Here is a 20,364-nt window from a genome sequence, read left to right on the forward strand (position 1 = left end):
GCGCCTTGGGCTCCGGTGTCGCCCTGGGCGCCTTGGAAGCCTTGCGTGCCTTGAGCGCCGACGTCGCCCTGGGCGCCCTGTGCGCCGGTGTCGCCCTGCGCGCCTTGAGCTCCGGTGTCGCCCTGGGCGCCCTGGAAACCTTGCGTGCCTTGAGCTCCGGTGTCGCCCTGGGCGCCTTGGAAGCCTTGCGTGCCCTGTGCGCCGACGTCGCCCTGGGCGCCTTGAGCGCCGGTGTCGCCCTGGGCGCCTTGCGTGCCCTGTGCGCCGGTGTCGCCTTGCGCGCCCTGTACGCCGACGTTGCCTTGGGCGCCTTGGAAGCCTTGCGTGCCCTGTACGCCGACGTTGCCTTGGGCGCCTTGGAAGCCTTGCGTGCCTTGAGCGCCGACGTCGCCTTGCGCGCCCTGTGCGCCGGTGTCGCCTTGGAAGCCTTGCGTGCCCTGTGCGCCGACGTTGCCTTGCGCGCCTTGGGCTCCGGTGTCGCCTTGGGCGCCTTGGAAGCCTTGCGTGCCTTGAGCGCCGACGTCGCCCTGGGCGCCTTGGGCTCCGGTGTCGCCCTGGGCGCCTTGGAAGCCTTGCGTGCCTTGAGCGCCGACGTCGCCCTGGGCGCCTTGAGCGCCGACGTCGCCCTGGGCGCCGACGTCGCCCTGGGCGCCGACGTCGCCCTGGGCGCCGACGTCGCCCTGGGCGCCTTGCGTGCCCTGTGCGCCGACGTTGCCTTGCGCGCCTTGAGCGCCGACGTTGCCTTGGGCGCCTTGGAAGCCTTGCGTGCCCTGTGCGCCGGTGTCGCCTTGCGTGCCCTGTGCGCCGGTGTCGCCTTGCGTGCCCTGTGCGCCGACGTTGCCTTGCGCGCCTTGAGCGCCGGTGTCGCCCTGGAAGCCTTGCGCGCCCTGTGCGCCGACGTTGCCCTGCGTGCCCTGTGCGCCGACGTTGCCCTGCGCGCCGAGGTCGCCCTGCGCGCCCTGTGCGCCGAGGTCGCCCTGCGCGCCCTGTGCGCCGAGGTCGCCCTGCGCGCCCTGTGCGCCGACGTTGCCCTGCGCGCCCTGTGCGCCGACGTTGCCCTGCGCGCCCTGTGCGCCGACGTTGCCCTGCGCGCCCTGAGTGCCGACGTCACCTTGTGCGCCTTGAGCGCCCGCGTCGCCGCGCGCGGCTTGAGCGCCCGTGTGGCCCTGGGTACCTTGGAAACCTTGGGCGCCTTGGAAACCTTGCGCGCCTTGAGCGCCTTGGAGTCCCTGCGCACCTACGTCACCCTGCGCACCTTGAGCGCCCGCGTCGCCTTGGGCGCCTCGGAAACCTTGCGCGCCATGGGGTCCCTGCGCGCCCACGTCGCCTTGAGCGCCAGCGTCGCCCTGGGCGCCTTTAGCGCCCGAGTCGCCTTGCGGACCTTTAGGGCCCTGCGAGCCGTGCGGGTAGCCCGGCGTCGGTTGCTCGCCCTCGTCGTGACCACCCCACGGACCCTGCCAGCCCTGCGGGCCGTAGTCCGGTCGCCTGCTTGACTCGTCAGGCCCGCCGCCGTCTTGCCGGAAAGTCGACCAGGACATCGGCCATCCGCCGTACTGGCCGAGCGGACCGGGAGTACCGATGTGTATGCCCTGGGCGGACGATTCGGCTTCCACGGGTTGCGCTGCGGCTGCCGGCCCGCCTGTCATTCCAACCACCATCAGGGCAGAACTCAGCCCTGAAGCGGCGCGTCCATGCTTCAGCCCCCGCCGCAGCCGCCGGTTGTTGCTCATGACCCCTCCAGAGAGCCGCCCCGGATACACCCAGAGCTACCTACAGCGACGCACCGCTAATTCACCGGGGAGCCGTGGCGCATTCGACCGATTCGTCGATTCTGAGGGGGTTTGGCTGCAACTGGGTGCTTTTCGGATAAAGTGCATTCTCTTCACGATCAGCTGGATAGGCCTCGGCCAATGTGTCTCGGCCTCGCGTTACGGGCCGCTTAAATGATGGACTCACCACGTTCGGCGATGGATCGCCGCCACGACGTCGAAGGTCTGGCCGGAGTAGCCGACCGGCCCAGCGGTGGCCGTTCCCATCTTGGCGCCTTGGACGTCGCAGCGTTACCCGCCAACCTTCACCTGCTGCTTCGACTACGACTGGCCGCCGCAGTCCGACACCGGTTGAAGACCGGCGCCGGCGCACGGCTACTGATGGAGGGCCAAGGACGACGGTCCCACTCTGACCGTGAGATCCAGAGACCCACGAGGCCTTCCTCGCCCTCACCTGCGCCATCAGTTGGCACCGACTCAACGCTCACAGAGTCCGGTGAGGGTCCTCGGGATCTCGGCGCCGTGGCTGGCCTTCGTAACCTGCGTACGCCAGACTTCGCGGTATGGGTGATCGTTCGCGTCGGTGGGCGTGGGTCGGAGTGCTCGTCATCGGGCTGATCCTCTATGTGGCGGTGCTGCGGACCCTCGTCAGCACGCAAAATCCGAACTTCGTACCGGCACTGATCCTGCTCGGGGCGACGCTGGTGCCGTTGACGTTCCTGACGTTCGCGCAGGCCCGCACCGGGCGGTGGCAGGTGCCGGCGTCGGTGCTTGTGACGTCGGCGTTCTTCGGCGGTGTGATCGGCACGGTGGTCGCCGGCACATTGGAGTACGACACCCTGCGCGATCTCGGCACCCTGCCCTTGCTGTTCGTGGCACTGATCGAGGAGTCGGCGAAGCTGATCGTGCCGGTGGCGCTGCTGTTCACGGTCGTGGCCCAGCATCGTCGCCGGGTGCCCTCCGACGGGCTGATCATCGGCGTTGCCGCCGGTATGGGTTTCGCCGCGTTGGAGACGATGGGCTACGCGTTCACCGCTCTGCTGAGTTCGCAGGGCAACATCGGTGCGGTGGAGCAGACGCTGTTCATCCGTGGGCTGACGGCACCCGCCGGTCACACCGCCTGGACCGGGCTCACCGCCGGTGCGCTGTGGGCGCTGTTGGCCAGCCCGAGCGTCGCCCGGCTCTTCGGGTTCATCGGCACGTTCCTGGGTGTCGTCGTCCTGCACACCCTCTGGGACACGTTCTCCGGTTCACTTGTCTTCATCGTGTTGGCGATCGTCAGCATCGGCTGGTTGTTCTGGGAACTGCACCGCTACCGGGCCTTCAGCGATCACCGCACCGGTCAGCTTCAACCGAACTGAGCCGCATACACCGTGCCTCCCTCGGCCTGCGCGAAAAAGGCCGGGGAGGCACGTGTCTTCTGATCTCGCTGCGACCGGCCTGGCACCTCGTCTAATGTCAGGCTGTTCACATTTGGTGGGATTAGTCGGAAAGGTGCGGCGATGGGGGTGCGCAGCTGGATCGAGGGCTGGCCGGTTTATCGCCAGCTCACCGGCACCGACCCGCTCGGCCGGGGTGCCGCGGCCAAGTCCGCAGGTTCTCGTGCGCTCACCGCCCGTACCGACACCGCCGACTCGGTGGCCCGGTCCGTCTGCCCGTACTGCGCGGTCGGTTGCGGTCAGCGGGTGTTCGTCAAGGACGGGCAGGTCAGTCAGATCGAGGGCGATCCGGACAGCCCGATCTCGCGGGGTCGGTTGTGCCCGAAGGGCTCGGCGAGCAAGAGCCTGGTGACCAGCCCGTTGCGGCAGACGAAGGTTCGCTACCGCCGGCCGTACGGCACCGAGTGGGAGGACCTCGACCTCGACACGGCGCTGAACATGATCGCCGATCGGATCCTGGCCGCCCGGGACGAGACCTGGGAAGACGCCGACGACGAGGGTCGGCCGCTCAACCGGACGTTGGGTTTCTCCAGTCTGGGTGGGGCGACGCTGGACAACGAGGAGAACTACCTCATCAAGAAGTTGTTCACCGCGATGGGGGCGCTCCAGATCGAGAACCAGGCCCGTATTTGACACTCCTCCACCGTCCCCGGTCTGGGGACCAGCTTCGGTCGTGGCGGCGCCACCCAGTTCCAGCAGGACCTGTCGAACTCCGACGTCATCGTCATCCAGGGTTCGAACATGGCCGAGGCACACCCGGTGGGCTTCCAGTGGGTCATGGAGGCCAAGCGGCGCGGCGCGAAGGTCTTCCACGTCGACCCGCGGTTCACCCGGACCAGCGCGCTTGCCGACTCGTACCTGCCGATCCGGGCGGGCACGGACATCGCGCTGCTCGGCGGGGTGGTGCGTTACATCCTGGACAACGAGTTGGACTTCCGGGAGTACGTGGTCTCCTACACCAACGCGGCGACGATCGTGACCGACGAGTTCGCCGACACCGAGGATCTGCACGGCCTCTTCTCCGGCTTCAGCGAGGAGACCGCCACCTACGACCAGGCCAGCTGGCGGTACGAGGGACACGGGCAGAACCAGACGACCCGCGACAGCGCCACCCAGCGGGAGACCGCGGCCGGGCTGGAGCACGAGTCCCATGGTGCCCCGGTCGGCGGCGAGACCGAACGCGACGAGACGTTGCAGCACCCGCGCTGCGTCTATCAGATCCTCAAGCGGCACTATGCCCGCTACACGCCCGAGATGGTGGAACGGGTCTGTGGGATTCCGCAGGAGAAGTTCCTCGAACTGGCTCAGGCCTGGACGGAGAACTCCGGCCGGGATCGCACCGGAATGCTCGTCTATTCGGTGGGCTGGACGCAGCACAGCGTGGGTGTGCAGTACATCCGTACCGGGGCGATCATCCAGTTGTTGCTGGGCAACATGGGTAGGCCGGGTGGCGGGGTCATGGCGTTGCGCGGGCACGCCAGCATCCAGGGGTCCACGGACATTCCGACGTTGTTCAACCTGCTGCCCGGCTACCTGCCGATGCCGCACCACGCCAACCACCCGACCTTCGACAAGTGGGTGGACAGCATTCGGCACCCGGGGCAGAAGGGGTTCTGGGGCAACGCCCGCACCTACGGCGTCAACCTGCTCAAGGCGTACTGGGGCGACGCCGCCACCGCCGAAAACGACTACTGCTACGGCTACATGCCACGGATGACCGGTGATCACGGCACGTACCAGCAGGTGCTCGACATGATCGACGGGAAGATCAAGGGGTATTTCCTGCTGGGTCAGAACCCGGCGGTCGGGTCGGCGCACGGTCGGGCGCAGCGGTTGGGGATGGCCAATCTCGACTGGTTGGTGGTTCGGGACCTGTTTGAGATCGAGAGCGCCACGTTCTGGAAGAACGCGCCGGAGGTCGAGACCGGTGAGATCCTCACCGAGGAGTGCCGTACTGAGGTGTTCTTCCTGCCGGCCGCCTCCCATGTGGAGAAGGAGGGCACGTTCACCCAGACGCAGCGCTTGTTGCAGTGGCGGGAGAAGGCCGTCGAGCCGCCGGGCGACGCCCGCTCGGAGTTGTGGTTCTTCTACCACCTCGGTCGCGTCATCCGGGAACGGTTGGCGACGTCGACGAAACCCCGCGACCGGGCGCTGCTCGACCTTGCCTGGGACTACCCGACGCACGGTCCGCACGCGGAGCCGAGCGCCGAGTCGGTGCTGATGGAGATCAACGGGTACGACGTGGCGACCGGCCGCCCACTGTCCTCGTTCACCGAGATGAAGGACGACGGATCCACCCTCGGCGGGTGCTGGATCTACACCGGGGTGTACGCGGATGGCGTGAACCAGGCCGCCCGGCGCAAACCCGGCGCGGAGCAGTCCCTGGTGGCCCTGGAATGGGGCTGGGCCTGGCCAGCGAACCGGCGCATCCTCTACAACCGTGCCTCCGCCGACCCGGACGGTAACCCGTGGAGTGAGCGTAAGAAGTACGTCTGGTGGGATGCCGAGCAGGCCGAGTGGACCGGCTACGACGTGCCCGACTTCGAAAAGAAGAAGGCGCCCTCCTACCGGCCGGCCCTTGACGCCTCGGGCGTGGCGGGCATCGCCGGCGACGACCCGTTCATTCTCCAGGGCGACGGCAAGGGCTGGCTGTACGCGCCCACCGGCGTGCTCGACGGGCCGCTGCCCACCCACTACGAGCCCGTCGAGTCGCCGGTGCGTAACCCGCTCTACCGGCAGCAGGCCAACCCGACCCGCAAGGTCTACACCCACCCGATCAACCCGCTCAACCCGAGCCCTCCGGAGCGGCACAGCGAAATCTTCCCGTACGTGTTCACCGTCAGCCGGCTCACCGAGCACCACACCGCCGGTGGGATGAGCCGTACCGTTTCGCCCCTCGCCGAGCTGCAACCGGAGATGTTCGTCGAGGTGTCGCCCGAGTTGGCGGTCGAACGCGGGCTCGACCACCTGGGCTGGGCGCACCTGGTGACCACCCGGGCGGCCATCGAGGCGAAGGTGTTGGTGACCGACCGGCTCACCCCGCTGCGGGTCGACGGCCGGATCATCCACCAGGTGTGGTTGCCGTACCACTTCGGATTCGAGGGCCTGGTGACCGGCGACGCGGCCAACGACCTGTTCGGGATCACCCTCGACCCGAACGTCCTGATTCAGGAGAGCAAGGTCGGTACCTGCGACATCCGACCCGGCCGACGCCCGAGAGGACAGGAGTTGCTGGGTCTCGTCGTCGACTACCGGCGGCGCTCGGGAGACCTGAGCCACCGCTACCCACCGCAGGTCACGACCGACGTCGCCGACAGCAGCAGTGACCAGGAGGCCTGACCGATGCCCCATGCCAACGCCCTCTACGGGCCGCTCGACCCGGCACCCGACGCAGGCTACGAGGACGCCCCACCGAGGATGGGGTTCTTCACCGACACCAGCGTCTGCATCGGCTGCAAGGCGTGCGAGGTCGCCTGCAAGGAGTGGAACGGCGTCCCGCAGAGCGGGCTCGACCTGCTGGGCATGTCGTACGACAACACGGGGGCGCTGACCGCGAACTCGTGGCGGCACGTCGCGTTCGTGGAGCAGCCTCGCGCGGCCGGTCGGGCGACCCCGGCGTTCGAGCAGGAACCGGCCGGACCGGCGGTCAGCCCGGAAACGGCGGCGCTCGGTGCACTGACCAGCGCCGACACCGGGACCACGCCGGGTATCCCGACCGGTTCGCCGGCTGCGGCGGCCCGGATGTCGGGTGGGCCGGAGTTCCTGGGGATGCCGGGCGCGCAGCCGCCGGGTCGGGGGAGCGGCGCGGAGGATCGCACGGATTTTCGCTGGTTGATGATGTCGGACGTCTGCAAGCACTGCACACATGCGGCCTGCCTGGATGTGTGCCCGACCGGGTCGTTGTTCCGGACGGAGTTCGGGACGGTGGTGGTGCAGGAGGACATCTGCAACGGCTGCGGTTACTGCATCTCCGCGTGCCCCTATGGGGTGATCGACCAGCGTAAGGACGATGGTCGGGCGTGGAAATGCACGCTCTGCTACGACCGGTTGGGTGCGGGGCAGACGCCGGCGTGTGCGCAGGCGTGCCCGACCGAGTCGATTCAGTTCGGCCGCCTCGACGAGCTGCGGGAGCGGGCCGCCGCCCGGGTGGCGACGTTGCACGAGCGGGGGGTCCCCGAGGCGCGGTTGTACGGGCATGACCCGAACGACGGGGTCGGCGGTGACGGTGCGTTCTTCCTGCTGTTGGATGAGCCCGAGGTGTACGGGTTGCCACCCGACCCGGTCGTGACAACCCGGGATCTGACGGCCATGTGGAAACGCGCCGGCCTCGCCGCCCTCGCCATGACAGCAGCCACGGTGTTCGCGTTCCTCGGCAGGCGGCCATGACCGACATGCCACCGAACGAGCCGGTCGGTGACCGGTTCCGCGACTTCCAGGCCCGCCTCGACCAGCCCGACGGGCGGCGCCAACACCGCCGGGGTCGCGGTCACGACGGTGAGCAACTCACCGTGCCGGCGGCCGACTTCACCTCCTACTACGGCCGGCCCGTCCTCAAACCGCCGGTGTGGAAGCCCGACATCGCCGCTTACCTGTTCACCGGGGGCCTGGCCGCCGGAGGCTCGCTGATCGGGGCGGGCGCCCAACTGACCGGGCGGCCCGGTCTGCGGCAGGTGGGGCGCTGGACGGCCCTCGGCGGTGTCGCCGCCAGCGCGTACCTGCTGGTGCACGACCTCGGGCGGCCGGCCCGGTTCCACCACATGCTCCGGGTCGCCAAGCTGACCTCGCCGATGTCGGTCGGCACCTGGATCCTCACCGCCTTCGGTCCACTCGCCGGTGTCGCCGTGATCGCCGAGATCGCGCCGCGACTTCCGCAGCACGGGGTGCTCGGCCTCGCCCGTCGACTGGCACCGCCGGTCGGTGACGTCGCTGCCCTGGCTGCCGCGGCCACCGCCCCGGCGTTGGCCACCTACACCGGGGTGTTGCTCGCCGACACCGCCGTACCGTCGTGGCACGACGCGTACCCCTCGTTGCCGTTCGTCTTCGCCGGCAGCGCGCTCGCCGCCGCGTCCGGGGTCGGACTGATCGCGGCGCCCGCTGCGGAGACCGCCCCGCTGCGGCGACTCGTCCTCGCCGCCACGGCCATCGAGGTGATCGGCGGTCGCCGGCTGGAGCGAATGGGCCTGACCAGTGAGCCCTACGAGCACGGTCGCGGCGGCCGACTGGTCCGGGCGGGCCGCGTGCTGCTCGGCGTGGGCGCGGTTGGCGCGCTGTTCAGCCGGCGGAACCGGATCCTGTCCGCGATCTCCGGTGCAGCTCTCGTCGCATCGTCCGTCGCCACCCGGTTCGGCGTCTTCGAGGCGGGCCTGGCGTCGGCGCGGGACCCGAAATACACGGTCGTGCCGCAACGGGAGCGGCGCGACCGCAGGGAGGGCCGGTCGCCGGCCGAGAAGGGGACGTAGCTCGACCAACAGGCGCCAGCCAATGAGCCAGCAGACGGGGGACTCAGCTCATGGCACACACCGCAACAGATCCAGGAAGATCCACACCGACGAGGGGCCGCTGGGGTCTCGTCGTCGCCGCAGTGCTCGTCCAACTCGCGCTCGGCGCGGTGTACGCGTGGAGTGTGTTCAACAAGCCGTTGCAGGACGAGTTCGGCTGGGCCAAGTGGGAGGCAGTGCTGCCGTTCGAGGTGGCGATCGGCACGATCTTCATCGGCAGCCTGATCGGCGGCCGGATCCAGGACCGGAGCGGACCACGACCGGTCGCGCTGGGAGGCGGCGTGCTCTACGCGGTCGGCAACATGCTGGCCTCGCTCACGTCGTCGAAGGACGATCTCTGGTTGCTGGTGCTCACGTACGGCGTGCTGGGGGGAATCGGCCTGGGTGCCGCGTACATCACGCCGATCGCGATGCTCGCCAAGTGGTTCCCGGACCGGCGTGGCCTGATCACCGGGATCGCGGTCGCCGGCTTCGGCTTCGGCGCGGTGATCGTCGCGCCGGTGGCTAAGGGCCTACTCAACGGCACCGACAGACCCACCAGCGTCTTCTTTCCGCTGGGCGTCGCGTATTTGATCGCGATCCTGCTCGGGGCGTCGTTCTTCCGTAACCCACCGGCGGGCTACCAGGTGCCCGGGTTCACCCCGAAGACCGCCGGTCGGGCCCTCGCGGGCACCCGGGTCTACACACTGCGCGAGGCGCTGCGCACCCGGCAGTGGTACCTGCTCACCGGCATCCTCACGCTCAACGTCGCCTGTGGCATCGCGTTCATCTCCCAGGCGTCGGACGCCGCCCAGGTCATCGCCGGGGTGAGCGCGGCGACGGCGGCGACCCTGGTCGGCGTCCTCGGCCTGTTCAACGGCGCCGGACGGGTGGCCTGGGCATGGTTGTCCGACCGCACCGGGCGGATGCCGGCGTTCATCGGGATGCTGCTGCTCCAGGCGATCTCCTTCTTCATCCTGCCGCACGCCGCGTCGTTCGCGCTCTTCGCGGTCCTCGCCGCGCTGATCTACCTCGCGTACGGCGGTGGCTTCGGCACGATGCCGGCCACGGCGGCCGACTACTTCGGCACGCCCAACGGCGGTGCCATCTACGGGGCGATGATCGTGGCCTGGAGCCTCGGCGGCGTGGTCGGCCCGCTGGTCACGTCGGTGCTCTACGAGGCGAGCGGCAACAGCTACACCCTGCCGTTCACGGTCATCGCGATCGTCGCCCTCGTCGCCCTGATCCTGCCGCCGATCACCCGGATGCCGTCCGAGCCGGGACGACCCCAGTCGCAGGGCGGTGGCACCGGCCGCTGAGCCGTCTCACCAGAACGGCGTGGGGTGCGGCCGAAAACCGGCACACCCCACGCCGCCGGGTGGACCCACTAGTCGCGGGAGAACCCACCCTTGGGCGCGATGATTTCGAGGTTCGTGCCGTCGGGGTCGTTGAAGTACGCGACCTCGGTGCCGACGGCATCCGGCGGGTTCACCTCGCCGGCCGCGAAGGTGTACGGCTGCCCGAGGAACTCGAAGCCGGCCTCGCGCATCCGGTCGAAGACCGAGGACACGTCGTCCACCTGGAAGCACAGGTGCATCGAGCCGGGCCGGTTGGCGGCCACCTGGGCGACATCACCGACCGGCTCCTGAAACTGGATCAGATCGATCCCGAGGTTGTCGAGATTGAACGTCGCGTACCGCAGCTTCGTCGTCGGCAAACCCTGCGACTGCGCGAACCCGGCGCCGTGCATGCTTTCATCCCGTACGACCGGCTCTGCGCCGAGCAGGGCCTGATAGAACGCGACCGAGCGGTCGAGGTCACTCACCGCGATCCCGACATGCGCGGCCGACTTGAGGCCGATGGACACGGTCGAGGGGTTGGGGAATGCCATCCTGACTCTCCTTACCAGCGTTCTCGTCGCTCGTTCTGTTGCTGATCTTCAACTCCTACCCCGTGCGGGATCAGCTCATGCGACGGTGTCAGGCTCGTTCGACCCGTGCCTGCTGATGATCGGTCAGTCGGAGCCCGACACCTCGAACGACATCGATGGCGGCTCCGGTGCCGAGGTCGTGCAGCTTGCGGCGCAGCCGCTTCACCAACGACTGCACGTCCGCCTTGCGCTCGCGCCCCTCGTTACCCCAGACCGACCGGTGCAACTCCGCGTAGCTCCAGACTCGGACCGGCTCGGATGTCAGACACGTCAGCAAATCGTGTTCCAGCCGGGTGAGGTCGATCTCGCGGCCCCCGCAGCGCGCGCTGGACCGGGCTGAGTCGATCACCAGGGCGGCGACGGGTGCGGGCTCGGACGGGGCGGCGGCCACGCGCTGTGGCGCCGCGATCAGTCGGCGTAGCTCGTCGAGATCGGCCACCAGCAGCAGCGGAGCGATGCCGTCGAGGCGCTCCGCGAGCCGGATGCGTTCGGCCGGCGACGGGGTCACCGCGATCAGCAGCGGGAACGGCTCGTCGGCCGGAACACCCCTGTCCACCGTTGCCTCGTCGTCCTCGGCCACCGCACCGCCCGGGATCGATGGGCATCCCTGCCCAGCTCTCGTCATGGTCCTGACAATGATTGGCAAGCGCGCCGCCTGCATGGCAACTCTTAGCGACAAGTTGCTTACGGCAAGTTCTTGATCGTCCGTTCTTCTCGATCATAGTGTCCACTCGGGCAACCGGCGTGACCCGCGCGGTGCATGGGGGGCATGGAGGGTTCGATCGCTCGGTACGCCGAGACGACTCTCCCTCACTCTCACCATGGCCCATTACACCCCTGGGTCGTTCTGAGGGAGGCAGCACCAATGTTCAGACGTCCACAATGGCGGCGCACAGCCAGATCACTGGTGAGCGCCGGGGCGGCGACGATCCTCGCCGCGACATGCTTGGCCACCATCAGCTCAGGCGCGCAGGCCGCGCCCAACGGCGAGATGGGGGCGGGCGCCCCTGCGGGGGACAAGATCCGACCGGAGCTTGCCAAGCAGCTCCAGGCCAAGAGCGAAGGGGACTTCTGGATCCGGTTCAAGGACCGGGCGGACCTGAGCAAGGCCAGCGCCATCAAGGACTGGTCGAAGCGGGGCACGGCGGTTGCGGACGCTCTGCGTCAGACCGCCGCGGCGAGCCAGGGCAAGATCAAGGCTGAGCTCAACAGCTCGGGCGCGAAGTACGAGACCTTCTGGGCCACCAACGCGATCAAGGTGAGCAGCGGCTCGCTGTCGATGGCGCAGAAGTTCGCCGGGCACGCCGAGGTCGAAGGCCTCTACGCCCCGGTTGCCTACAAGGTGCCCGAGACGACCAAGGGCACCGACGAGAAGACCGTGAACTCCCTCGAGTGGGGCATCGCCAACATCAACGCCGACGACGTCTGGTCGCAGTACGGCGTCAAGGGCGAGGGCATCACCATCGCGAACATCGACACCGGGGTCCAGTTCGACCACCCGGCGCTGGTGAACTCCTACCGCGGCAACAACGGCGACGGGACGTTCGACCACAACTACAACTGGTACAACGCCGCCGGCACCTGCGCGGACGCGCCCTGTGACGACAATGGCCACGGTACGCACACGATGGGCACCATGGCCGGCTCCGACGGCGCGAACCAGATCGGTGTCGCCCCCGGTGTCAAGTGGATCGCGGCGAACGGTTGCTGCCCCAGCGATGCGGCTCTGATCGAGTCTGGTCAGTGGATGCTCGAGCCGACGGACCTCAACGGCCAGAACGCGGACGCGAGCAAGCGACCGAACATCATCAACAACTCGTGGGGCAGCCAGGACCCGTCCAACGAGCCCTTCATGGAGGACGTGACGCTGGCCTGGACCGCGTCCGGAATCTTCGGGGCCTGGTCCAACGGCAACAGCGGGCCGGCATGCCAGACCAGTGGCTCGCCGGGCAGCCTCGCCAGCAACTACTCGACCGGCGCGTACGACATCAACAACAACGTCGCCGGCTTCTCCAGCCGGGGTGCCGGACAGAACGGCGAGATCAAGCCCAACATCTCCGCGCCGGGTGTGAACGTCCGGTCGAGCATTCCGGGCAACGCCTACGGCAGCATCAGCGGCACCTCGATGGCGGCACCGCACCTCGCGGGCGCGATCGCGCTGCTGTACTCGGCGGCTCCGTCGCTGATCGGTGACATCGACGCGACCCGTGCGCTGCTCAACGGCACCGCAGCCGACAAGGCCGACGACCAGTGCGGTGGCACTGCGGCCGACAACAACGTCTACGGCGAAGGCCTGCTGGACGCACTCGCGTTGCTCAACGACGCCCCGACCGGCGACATCGGCACCCTGGCCGGCACGGTCACCGACACGGCCACCGGCGCCGCGATCGCCGGCGCGACCCTGACGCTCACCGGCCCGGCCGCGCGTGAGCTGACCACCGGTGCCGACGGCAAGTTCGCGACCCAACTCCCCACCGGTGACTACCAGGTCGCCGTGGCGGCGTTCGGCTACGGCAGCACCACGAAGTCGGTAACGGTTGCCAAGGGCGCGACCACGACGCTCGGCGTCGCGTTGGCGCCAGTGCCGAGTGTCAACGTCACCGGAGCGGTCACCGATGGCTCCGGCCACGGCTGGCCGTTGTACGCGAAGGTGTCCGTGACGGGCGTGTCCGGCGTCTACGACTACACCACGCCGACGAACGGCCGCTACAGCATCAAGCTGCCGGCCGGGCAGACCTACACCCTGAAGTACGAGTCGCAGTACCCGGGTTACCAGACCATCACCAAGGAGGTCGTGGTCGGCTCGGGCAACGCCACCGCGAACGTGGCAGTGCCGGTGGTCACCACCGCCTGCACCACCGCGCCCGGATACACGTCCGGTTCCGACGGTGAGTACGAGACCTTCGACGGTACGACCACGCCGGCCGGCTGGACGGTCGTGGACAACGCGGGCAACGGTCAGGTCTGGAAGTTCACCGACGACGGCAACCGGGGCAACCTGACCGGCGCCATCGGTAACTTCGCGATGATCGACAGTGACGCCTACGGTTCGGGCAAGGTCCAGGACACCTCCCTGGTCAGCCCGGTGGTCAACCTGACCAGCGTCACGGCACCGGTCATCCGGTTCAACCAGGACTTCAACCAGCTGAGTGAAGACACCGCCGACGTCGACCTGAGCATCGACGGTGGTGCCACCTGGACCAACGTGCTCCGCCAGCAGACGGACGTCCGGGGCCCGAAGGTGACCGAGATCCCGATCCCGCAGGCGGCCGGTAAGGCGCAGGTGCAGGTCCGGTTCCACTACTACGACGCCTCGTACGAGTGGTGGTGGGAGGTCGACAGCGTCCTGATCGGCAGCCAGCTCACCTGCGTGCCGATCGACGGCGGTCTGGTGGTCGGTAACGTCCGCGACAAGAACAACAACAGCTACGTCAACGGTGCGACTGTCACCAGCAAGGACCGGCCCGCCGAGAAGGCCGTCACCGTGGCGACCCCCGACGACGCGGAGCTGGCCGACGGCTTCTACTGGCTCTACTCGACGCTGACCGGTACGCACCCGTTCACCGCGACCGCCGGCAACTACGTCAGCCAGACCAAGCAGGTCGACGTCGATGCCGACTGGGCGACCGCCGCGAACTTCCAGCTCGCGGCCGGTCAACTGTCGGTGACGCCGACGCAGCTGAGCTCGAACCTGCAGATGCCCAGCGGCAAGGCCAGCAAGACGTTCACGGTGACCAACACCGGCGGCGCGCCGGTCGAGGTCAAGTTCGGTGAGCGTGACAACGGGTTCGAAATCCTCCGGGCCGATGGTTCGAAGGTCACCAGGCAGCAGATGCTCGGGGCCAGCGGCGCGCCGGAGCAGCGGCTCAACGTCCCGACGTCGTTCGCCGCCAAGGCATCCGGCAAGGCAGCCAAGGCCGCGACTGCCGCGGTCGGCCCGCAGGCGGCGCCGTGGACCAACATCGCCAACTACCCGTCCGCCATCATGGACAACCGGGTGGTGAACCTGGACGGCAAGGTGTACTCGATCGGTGGTGGCGACGGTTTCGCCTCCAGCACCAAGAACTACGCCTACGACCCGGCCGCGCAGGCCTGGACGGCGATCGCCGACCTTCCCGGCGCCCGCAACGCCCTGACGGTGGGCGTCGTGGACGGGAAGATCATCGCCAGCGGTGGCTGGGGCGACGCCGGTCCGGACTCTGCCACCTGGTCGTACGACCCGGGAGCCAACACCTGGACGGAGCTGGCGGACAACCCGGCGCCGCGGGCCGCGGCCGGTCAGGCCGTCGTCGACGGGAAGCTGTACGCGATTGGTGGCTGCTCCACCGCGGAGTGCGTGCCGATGTCGAACAGCGTCGTTCGGTACGACCCGGCCAGTAACACCTGGGAGACGATGGCCAACTACCCGAAGTCGGTGGCCTTCGCCTCCTGCGGCGGGATCGACGGCATGGTCTACTGCACCGGTGGCAACGACGGTGCCGCCGCGCAGAAGTCCAGCTACGCGTTCGACCCGGGTGCCAACACCTGGACCGCCATCGCCGACGCGCCGGTCGACAACTGGGCCAGCTCGTTCGCTGTCGCCAGCGGCAAGCTCCTCGTCGTTGGTGGTTCGCAGGGTGGGGCCATCAGCAACGCCGGCTTCGCCTTCGACCCGTCCACCGGTTCGTGGTCCAACCTGCCAAACTCCAACTCGGCGCGTTACCGCGGCGGGGCGGCGTGCGGCTTCTACAAGATCGGCGGCTCGTCCGGCAGCTTCAGCGCGGCTCCCGAGAGCGAGGTGCTCCCGGGCTTCGAGGGTTGCGCCGAGTCGGCGGCCGACGTCAGCTGGATGACCATCGACAAGTCGGCGGCCACCCTCGCGCCGGGTGAGAAGGTCACGGTCACCGTCGGAATGACGGCGAACGTGGACCAGCCGGGCACCTACTCGGGCTCGGTTGGTATCTCGGAGAACACGCCGTACTCGGTGGCACCGGTCGCGGTGACCATGACCGCGAACCCCCCGAAGACCTGGGGCAAGCTCATGGGTACGGTCACCGGCACCAGCTGCCAGGGTGCGACCTCGCCGCTCACCGGCGCGATCGTCCAGGTTGACTCGTGGGCGTCGTCGTGGACCTTCACCACCGATGCCGAGGGCGAGTACGCCTACTGGATGGACCGCCGCAACAACCCGCTCACGATGATCGTCGCGAAGGACGGCTGGAAGCCCCAAACCCGTCAGGCGAAGATCGCCACCGCCACCCCCACGGTGGAGAACTTCGGGTTGGCGCCTGTCCGGTGCTAACGCCTGAGCGGTAGCGAAAAATCCGGCCCGCCTGGTCTGAGACCAGGCGGGCCGGACCATGTCCGGCACATCAGACGGGGGCGAGCCGAAAGCCGACCCCGCGTACGGAGTGGATCGTCGCTGCGGCGTTCAGCCTGGCGAGTTTGCCGCGCACTCGGCGGATCACCGAGTGCATGTCGGAACCGCGGCCGAGGTGCCGGTTGCCCCACACCTCAAGGTGCAGGCGTTCGTATGTCCAGATCTGCCCCGGCGCGTGCACCAGGCAGAGCAGGACGTCGTGTTCCAACCGGGTCAGGTCGATCTCCTGGTCGCGCCACCGCAGCACCCGGCGGTCGGAGTCCACGGCCAGGTCGGGTGGCGGCGGCTGTGGGCTCGGCGGCACCTCGGTGATCATGGCTCTGACCGGGGGAGTCTCGACGGGAGGCGTCTCGACCACCCCGAGGAACTCCCGGGCTTGGTCGACGCTCGAGACGATCAGGAAGGCGTCGCTCCCACCGAGCAGTCGGGCCAGATGGCGGCGTTCGGCTGGTGACGACGCGATGCCGATGACCAGGCTGGCGACTGGAATTCCTTGCATTCCCCGAACCCCTTCCGGTTCCCCGACTCACTCCGGACGGATTTTTCGCACCGCCGATCGAAACATCGATCGGCGTCCTGACCCTAGTGCTGGCTCATCTCGGCTGGGTAAAACATCGTTGCATGTAAGCAGATAAATTTGATCACGTCGCAGGTCATCCGGGTGGCGTCCGGCTTTCCGGAACCAGTTGTGACAAAACCAAGACAATCCCTGTACGGGGTGCGGACCTGTCGGGGCGAGCATGGTCGCCATGTCCCTCGGATCGTCGTACCCTGTCGGGCGGTCGACGCCCGGCCCACAGCCGGCGCGACCGCTGCCACACGCCCGCGCAGCGGTGCCGCTGGCTCTTCGGCTGCTCGCGGCGTCGCTGTGCTCTCTGCTCGCTCTGACTGTCACCGCCACCGTCTTCGTGCGGACCTACGCCGGGCAGTGGCTGGACGGTGCGCTCCTGCCGCGCGCTGAGCGGGGCGGGGGGTACGAGCAGCAGACCGTCCTGGTGGGGCCGGCCAAGACCGTACTGGCCACCTTCGGCAGCCCGATGCTCCTCGCCGCACTGCTTGGCGCGGTGCTGCTGGTGGGTGTGCTCCGCCGACGGCTCGTGGTGGGTGTCGTCGGCGTGGGCATGGTCCTCTGTGCGGTGGTGGTGGCCGGCGCGGTGAAGTCGTGGCTGCCTCGCCCGGATGTCCAGATCGAGAGTTCGACCACCCACAACAGCTTCCCCAGCGGCCATGTCGCGGCGGCGACGGCGCTGCTGTTTGCGTTCATGCTGGTCCTGCCCGTTTGGGCCCGGCGTTGGCTGGCGGTGCCAGGCGCGGCGGGTGTCTCGGTGATCGCCTCGGCCACGATGATCGCGGGCTGGCACCGGTTCAGTGACGCGCTCGGCGGCGTACTGCTGGGGGTGGCGTTGTTCTGCCTTGCCGCGGCCGCGCTGACGGGCTGGCGGGGCGATCAGGACGCGGACGGCGCCAGCCTGTGGCGCAGGCTGGCCGAGGCGGCGGTCGGCCTGGTCGTGCTGGTCTGGGCGACTGTGGTTATCGTGCCCGGTCTGGCCGCGTCGGTGCAGCGCGGGGCGCTCTTCGCCATCGTGGCGGCGGGCGCGCTGACGATGTTCCTGGTGGGCTCGGTCGTGTTCCTGGTGCGTTCGACCGATTTCGCGGTCGCACCTTCCGGGCGACGCGGCACGCAGTCGCAGCCATCGGCTCAGCCCCAAAAGATCTCATGATGGGATACTTGACGACATGTCCCAGGTCCTGCTGATCGAAGACCACCAGACGGTGCGCGACGGGCTGCAGTTGGCGCTCACCCGACAGGGTCACACGGTGCATGCGGTGGAGACGGGTGAGCAGGGGCTGGAGCGGCTGCGCAGCACCGAGGCCGATGTCGTGGTCCTCGATCTCATGCTGCCGGGGATGGACGGGTTCGAGGTCTGCCGCCGAATTCGGAAACTCGGCGACCTGCCGATCATCATGCTCACCGCCCGCAACGACGACATGGACGTGGTGGCGGGCCTGGAGGCCGGCGCCGACGACTACGTGGTCAAGCCGGTGCAGGCCCGGGTGCTCGAGGCGCGTATCCGCGCGGTGCTCCGACGGACCGCTGGCGAGTCGCGGCGTACCGGTGGTGAGCGGGCCGGCCTGGAACAGCACGGCGCACTGGCCATCGACCGGGCTGCGCTGGTGGTCAGCAGGGACGGGACGCCGGTCAGTCTCGCGCCGACGGAGCTGCGCCTGCTACTGGAGCTTTCGCACACACCAGGCCAGGTGCTCAGCCGTCAGCAACTGCTGGAGGCTGTGTGGGAGCACGGGTATCTCGGTGACTCCCGACTTGTGGACGCGTGCGTCCAGCGGCTGCGCGCCAAGATCGAGGCCGACTCGTCGGCGCCGGTCTTCATTCAGACCGTGCGCGGTTTCGGATACCGGTTCGGCCCGCTGTGACACCGTGGCGCTGGGCCGGCACCCGAGTCCTGGGCCTGCGGGTCCGGCTGCTCCTGACCTTCGCGTTGCTGGGCGTGACCACCACGGCCGCCGTGGCCAGCGGCAGCTACATCCAGGCCCGGACCGTCATCCTCCAGCAGGCGCAGGACGCCGCGGTGATGTCGCTGACCGACCAACTCACGGAGGTCTACCCGATCGCCCAGCTCCCGCCGACCCAGGGCGAGCTCCAAAATCTTGCCCAGCGCCTCTCCGACCGGGAGGGCTTCGCGGTGGTCATCTACCGGGACATGCAGGTGCAGGGCGCCGATGGCCCCGACCCGCTCACCCGCGAGGTGCGCCAGGACGTCGGTGACGGTCGAATCGCCTGGCAACGTGTCTCAGTGGACGGAGAACCCAGGCTGCTCATCGGCACCCAGCTGAAGCTCGCCCGGCCCGACGGCACGTCCCGGCCGTCCGGGCTGGAGGTCTACTCGGTGCGTAGCCTCGCGCCTGAGCAGCAGAGCATCGACCGGCTCGCCAGCCTGGCGTGGCTTACCGGCGGGCTGTCCCTGATCCTCGCCGTCCTGTTGGCCCTGCTGGCGGCCCGTGGTGTGCTGCGACCCGTCCGCGACCTGGGCCTGGCGGCACGCCGTCTCGGCGAGGGCGACCTGAGCACCCGGCTGACGGTTCGGGGCGCCGACGAGTTGGCCGATGTGGCGCGGACCTTCAACGACACCGCGGGAACGCTGGAACGACAGGTCGGTGAGCTGCGGCGGATGGAGTCCGATGCCCGCCGCTTCGTGGCTGACGTCTCGCACGAACTCCGTACGCCTCTGGCGGCGATGACGGCGGTCACCGACGTGTTGGACGAGGAGGCGGAGCACCTGCCCGGGGACGCGGGCCGAGCCGCCCGCCTGGTCAGCCAGGAGACGCAGAACCTCACCCAACTGGTCAACGACCTCATCGAGGTCAGCAGGTTCGACTCTGGCGCCGCGCGTCTCGCCCTGGATGACGTGGACGTGGCCGCGGCGGTGACCGCGACCCTGCGGATCCGGGGTTGGCTCGATCGGGTACGAACGGAGCTGCCACCCCGAGTCGTGGCCCGGCTCGACCCCCGTCGGCTGGACGTCATCGTCGCCAACCTGGTCGGCAACGCCTTCCGGCACGGCGGGGAGCCGGTGTCCGTGCGACTGAGCGCCGATCCGGACTGGATCACCATCGAGGTCAGCGACCAGGGGCCGGGATTGGACCCGGAGGTGCTGCCGCACGTCTTCGACCGCTTCTACAAGGCCGACACCGCGCGAACCCGCTCCGAGGGCAGTGGCCTCGGCCTCGCCATCTCCTGGGAGAACGCGCGTCTGCACCGCCACGGCGAGCGGCGGGGGAGCCTCGTCGCGGGCAACAGCCCCGGTGGTGGCGCGGTGTTCACCCTCCGCCTTCCCAGGGACCCGGCGGACGCCGGAGGTGCCCGGTGACCGGCCGACGGGCGGGCCGCGCGCTGCTCGCCGGCGGGCTGCTCCTCACGCTGCTCGCGGCGGGCTGTGGGGTACGGCCCAGCGGCGTCATCACCGGTCGCCCCGCGGTCAGTGGCCCGGCGCAGGGCATCGTGCTCTACCTGCTCGCACAGGGCGAACTCGTGCTCGTCCTGCGCCCGTCAAAGGCGGACACCTCGCCTGCCAACGCGCTCGCCCAGCTCGCGGCCGGCCCGGACGAGAACGAACGCGGCCAGGGTTTCACAAGCGAGGTGCCGGCGGGGCTCGACCCGGTCACGGTGACGGCGGGCGCCGATCGGTCCACCGGCCTCACCGTGCGGACGACCAGTGCGGCACTGCCGTTGTCGTCGAACGCGGCCGACCAGATCATCTGCACGGTGGCCGACGCCGCGGCCCAGGTCGACCTGGGGGAGATCTTCCCCTCGGTCACCATCGTCGGGCCCGACGGCGCCCGACCGCCTCGGCCATGCCCCATCAAATGACCG

14 protein-coding genes are annotated in these 20,364 nt (G+C 69.0%); 11 read left to right on the forward strand and 3 right to left on the reverse strand.

Annotated elements, in window-relative coordinates:
• The 6 genes from ACLQ28_RS09490 to ACLQ28_RS09515 all read left to right on the forward strand — a co-directional run.
• Nucleotides 1-1,493, forward strand: a 1,493-nt coding sequence (locus ACLQ28_RS09490) for a hypothetical protein (protein ID WP_425685840.1), incomplete at its 5' end; no start/stop codon positions are given.
• A gap of 839 nt (nt 1,494-2,332) precedes the next feature.
• Complete coding sequence (locus ACLQ28_RS09495; protein ID WP_425685841.1) at nt 2,333-3,130, forward strand: PrsW family intramembrane metalloprotease; 798 nt, start codon at nt 2,333-2,335, stop codon at nt 3,128-3,130.
• A gap of 141 nt (nt 3,131-3,271) precedes the next feature.
• Complete coding sequence (fdh, locus tag ACLQ28_RS09500; RefSeq protein WP_425685842.1) at nt 3,272-6,547, forward strand: formate dehydrogenase; 3,276 nt, start codon at nt 3,272-3,274, stop codon at nt 6,545-6,547.
• Nucleotides 6,548-6,550: 3 nt separating this feature from the next.
• Nucleotides 6,551-7,594, forward strand: coding sequence for a 4Fe-4S dicluster domain-containing protein (locus tag ACLQ28_RS09505; protein ID WP_425685843.1), 1,044 nt, complete (start codon nt 6,551-6,553; stop codon nt 7,592-7,594).
• Nucleotides 7,591-8,667, forward strand: coding sequence for an NrfD/PsrC family molybdoenzyme membrane anchor subunit (nrfD, locus tag ACLQ28_RS09510; protein WP_425685844.1), 1,077 nt, complete (start codon nt 7,591-7,593; stop codon nt 8,665-8,667). Before ACLQ28_RS09505 ends, nrfD begins: the two co-directional genes overlap by 4 nt.
• Before the next feature lie 50 nt (nt 8,668-8,717).
• Nucleotides 8,718-10,004 (forward strand): L-lactate MFS transporter, encoded by a 1,287-nt coding sequence (locus ACLQ28_RS09515; RefSeq protein WP_425685845.1) that lies wholly within the window; start codon nt 8,718-8,720, stop codon nt 10,002-10,004.
• A gap of 68 nt (nt 10,005-10,072) precedes the next feature.
• Here ACLQ28_RS09515 and ACLQ28_RS09520 read toward each other — a convergent pair whose 3' ends face one another.
• Together ACLQ28_RS09520 and ACLQ28_RS09525 are read right to left on the reverse strand one after the other, a co-directional pair.
• A complete protein-coding gene (locus ACLQ28_RS09520; protein WP_425685846.1) occupies nt 10,073-10,576 on the reverse strand; it encodes a VOC family protein in 504 nt (167 codons plus the stop codon).
• Nucleotides 10,577-10,664: 88 nt separating this feature from the next.
• Nucleotides 10,665-11,240 (reverse strand): winged helix-turn-helix domain-containing protein, encoded by a 576-nt coding sequence (locus ACLQ28_RS09525; protein WP_425685847.1) that lies wholly within the window; start codon nt 11,238-11,240, stop codon nt 10,665-10,667.
• Between the two features lie 282 nt (nt 11,241-11,522).
• On the opposite strand from ACLQ28_RS09525, the gene ACLQ28_RS09530 reads away from it, so the two are divergent.
• On the forward strand, nt 11,523-15,896 hold the full coding sequence (locus ACLQ28_RS09530; RefSeq protein WP_425685848.1) for a S8 family serine peptidase: 4,374 nt from the start codon (nt 11,523-11,525) through the stop codon (nt 15,894-15,896).
• A gap of 70 nt (nt 15,897-15,966) precedes the next feature.
• Here the strand turns inward: ACLQ28_RS09530 and ACLQ28_RS09535 are convergent, their stop codons facing one another.
• A complete protein-coding gene (locus ACLQ28_RS09535) occupies nt 15,967-16,473 on the reverse strand; it encodes a winged helix-turn-helix domain-containing protein (protein ID WP_425685849.1) in 507 nt (168 codons plus the stop codon).
• Nucleotides 16,474-16,723: 250 nt separating this feature from the next.
• Between ACLQ28_RS09535 and ACLQ28_RS09540 the strand changes: the two genes are divergently transcribed.
• From ACLQ28_RS09540 to ACLQ28_RS09555, 4 genes are read left to right on the forward strand one after another with little or no spacing between them, the layout of a single operon-like run.
• On the forward strand, nt 16,724-17,695 hold the full coding sequence (locus ACLQ28_RS09540; RefSeq protein ID WP_425685850.1) for a phosphatase PAP2 family protein: 972 nt from the start codon (nt 16,724-16,726) through the stop codon (nt 17,693-17,695).
• Nucleotides 17,696-17,711: 16 nt separating this feature from the next.
• Nucleotides 17,712-18,407: a response regulator gene (locus tag ACLQ28_RS09545; protein WP_425685851.1), complete on the forward strand. Its 696-nt coding sequence runs from the start codon at nt 17,712-17,714 to the stop codon at nt 18,405-18,407.
• The gene (locus ACLQ28_RS09550; RefSeq protein WP_425685852.1) at nt 18,404-19,861 is read left to right on the forward strand and encodes an ATP-binding protein; all 1,458 of its coding nucleotides are present in this window, start codon (nt 18,404-18,406) and stop codon (nt 19,859-19,861) included. The genes ACLQ28_RS09545 and ACLQ28_RS09550 overlap by 4 nt, the downstream gene beginning before the upstream one ends.
• Nucleotides 19,858-20,361 carry a hypothetical protein gene (locus tag ACLQ28_RS09555; RefSeq protein WP_425685853.1) on the forward strand — a complete coding sequence of 168 codons (504 nt, stop codon included), beginning with the start codon at nt 19,858-19,860 and terminating at the stop codon, nt 20,359-20,361. The genes ACLQ28_RS09550 and ACLQ28_RS09555 overlap by 4 nt, the downstream gene beginning before the upstream one ends.
• Nucleotides 20,362-20,364 lie beyond the last annotated feature (3 nt).

Source organism: Micromonospora sp. DT201 (genome assembly GCF_049841575.1).
In the GTDB taxonomy this organism is placed as follows: Bacteria; Actinomycetota; Actinomycetes; order Mycobacteriales; family Micromonosporaceae; genus Micromonospora.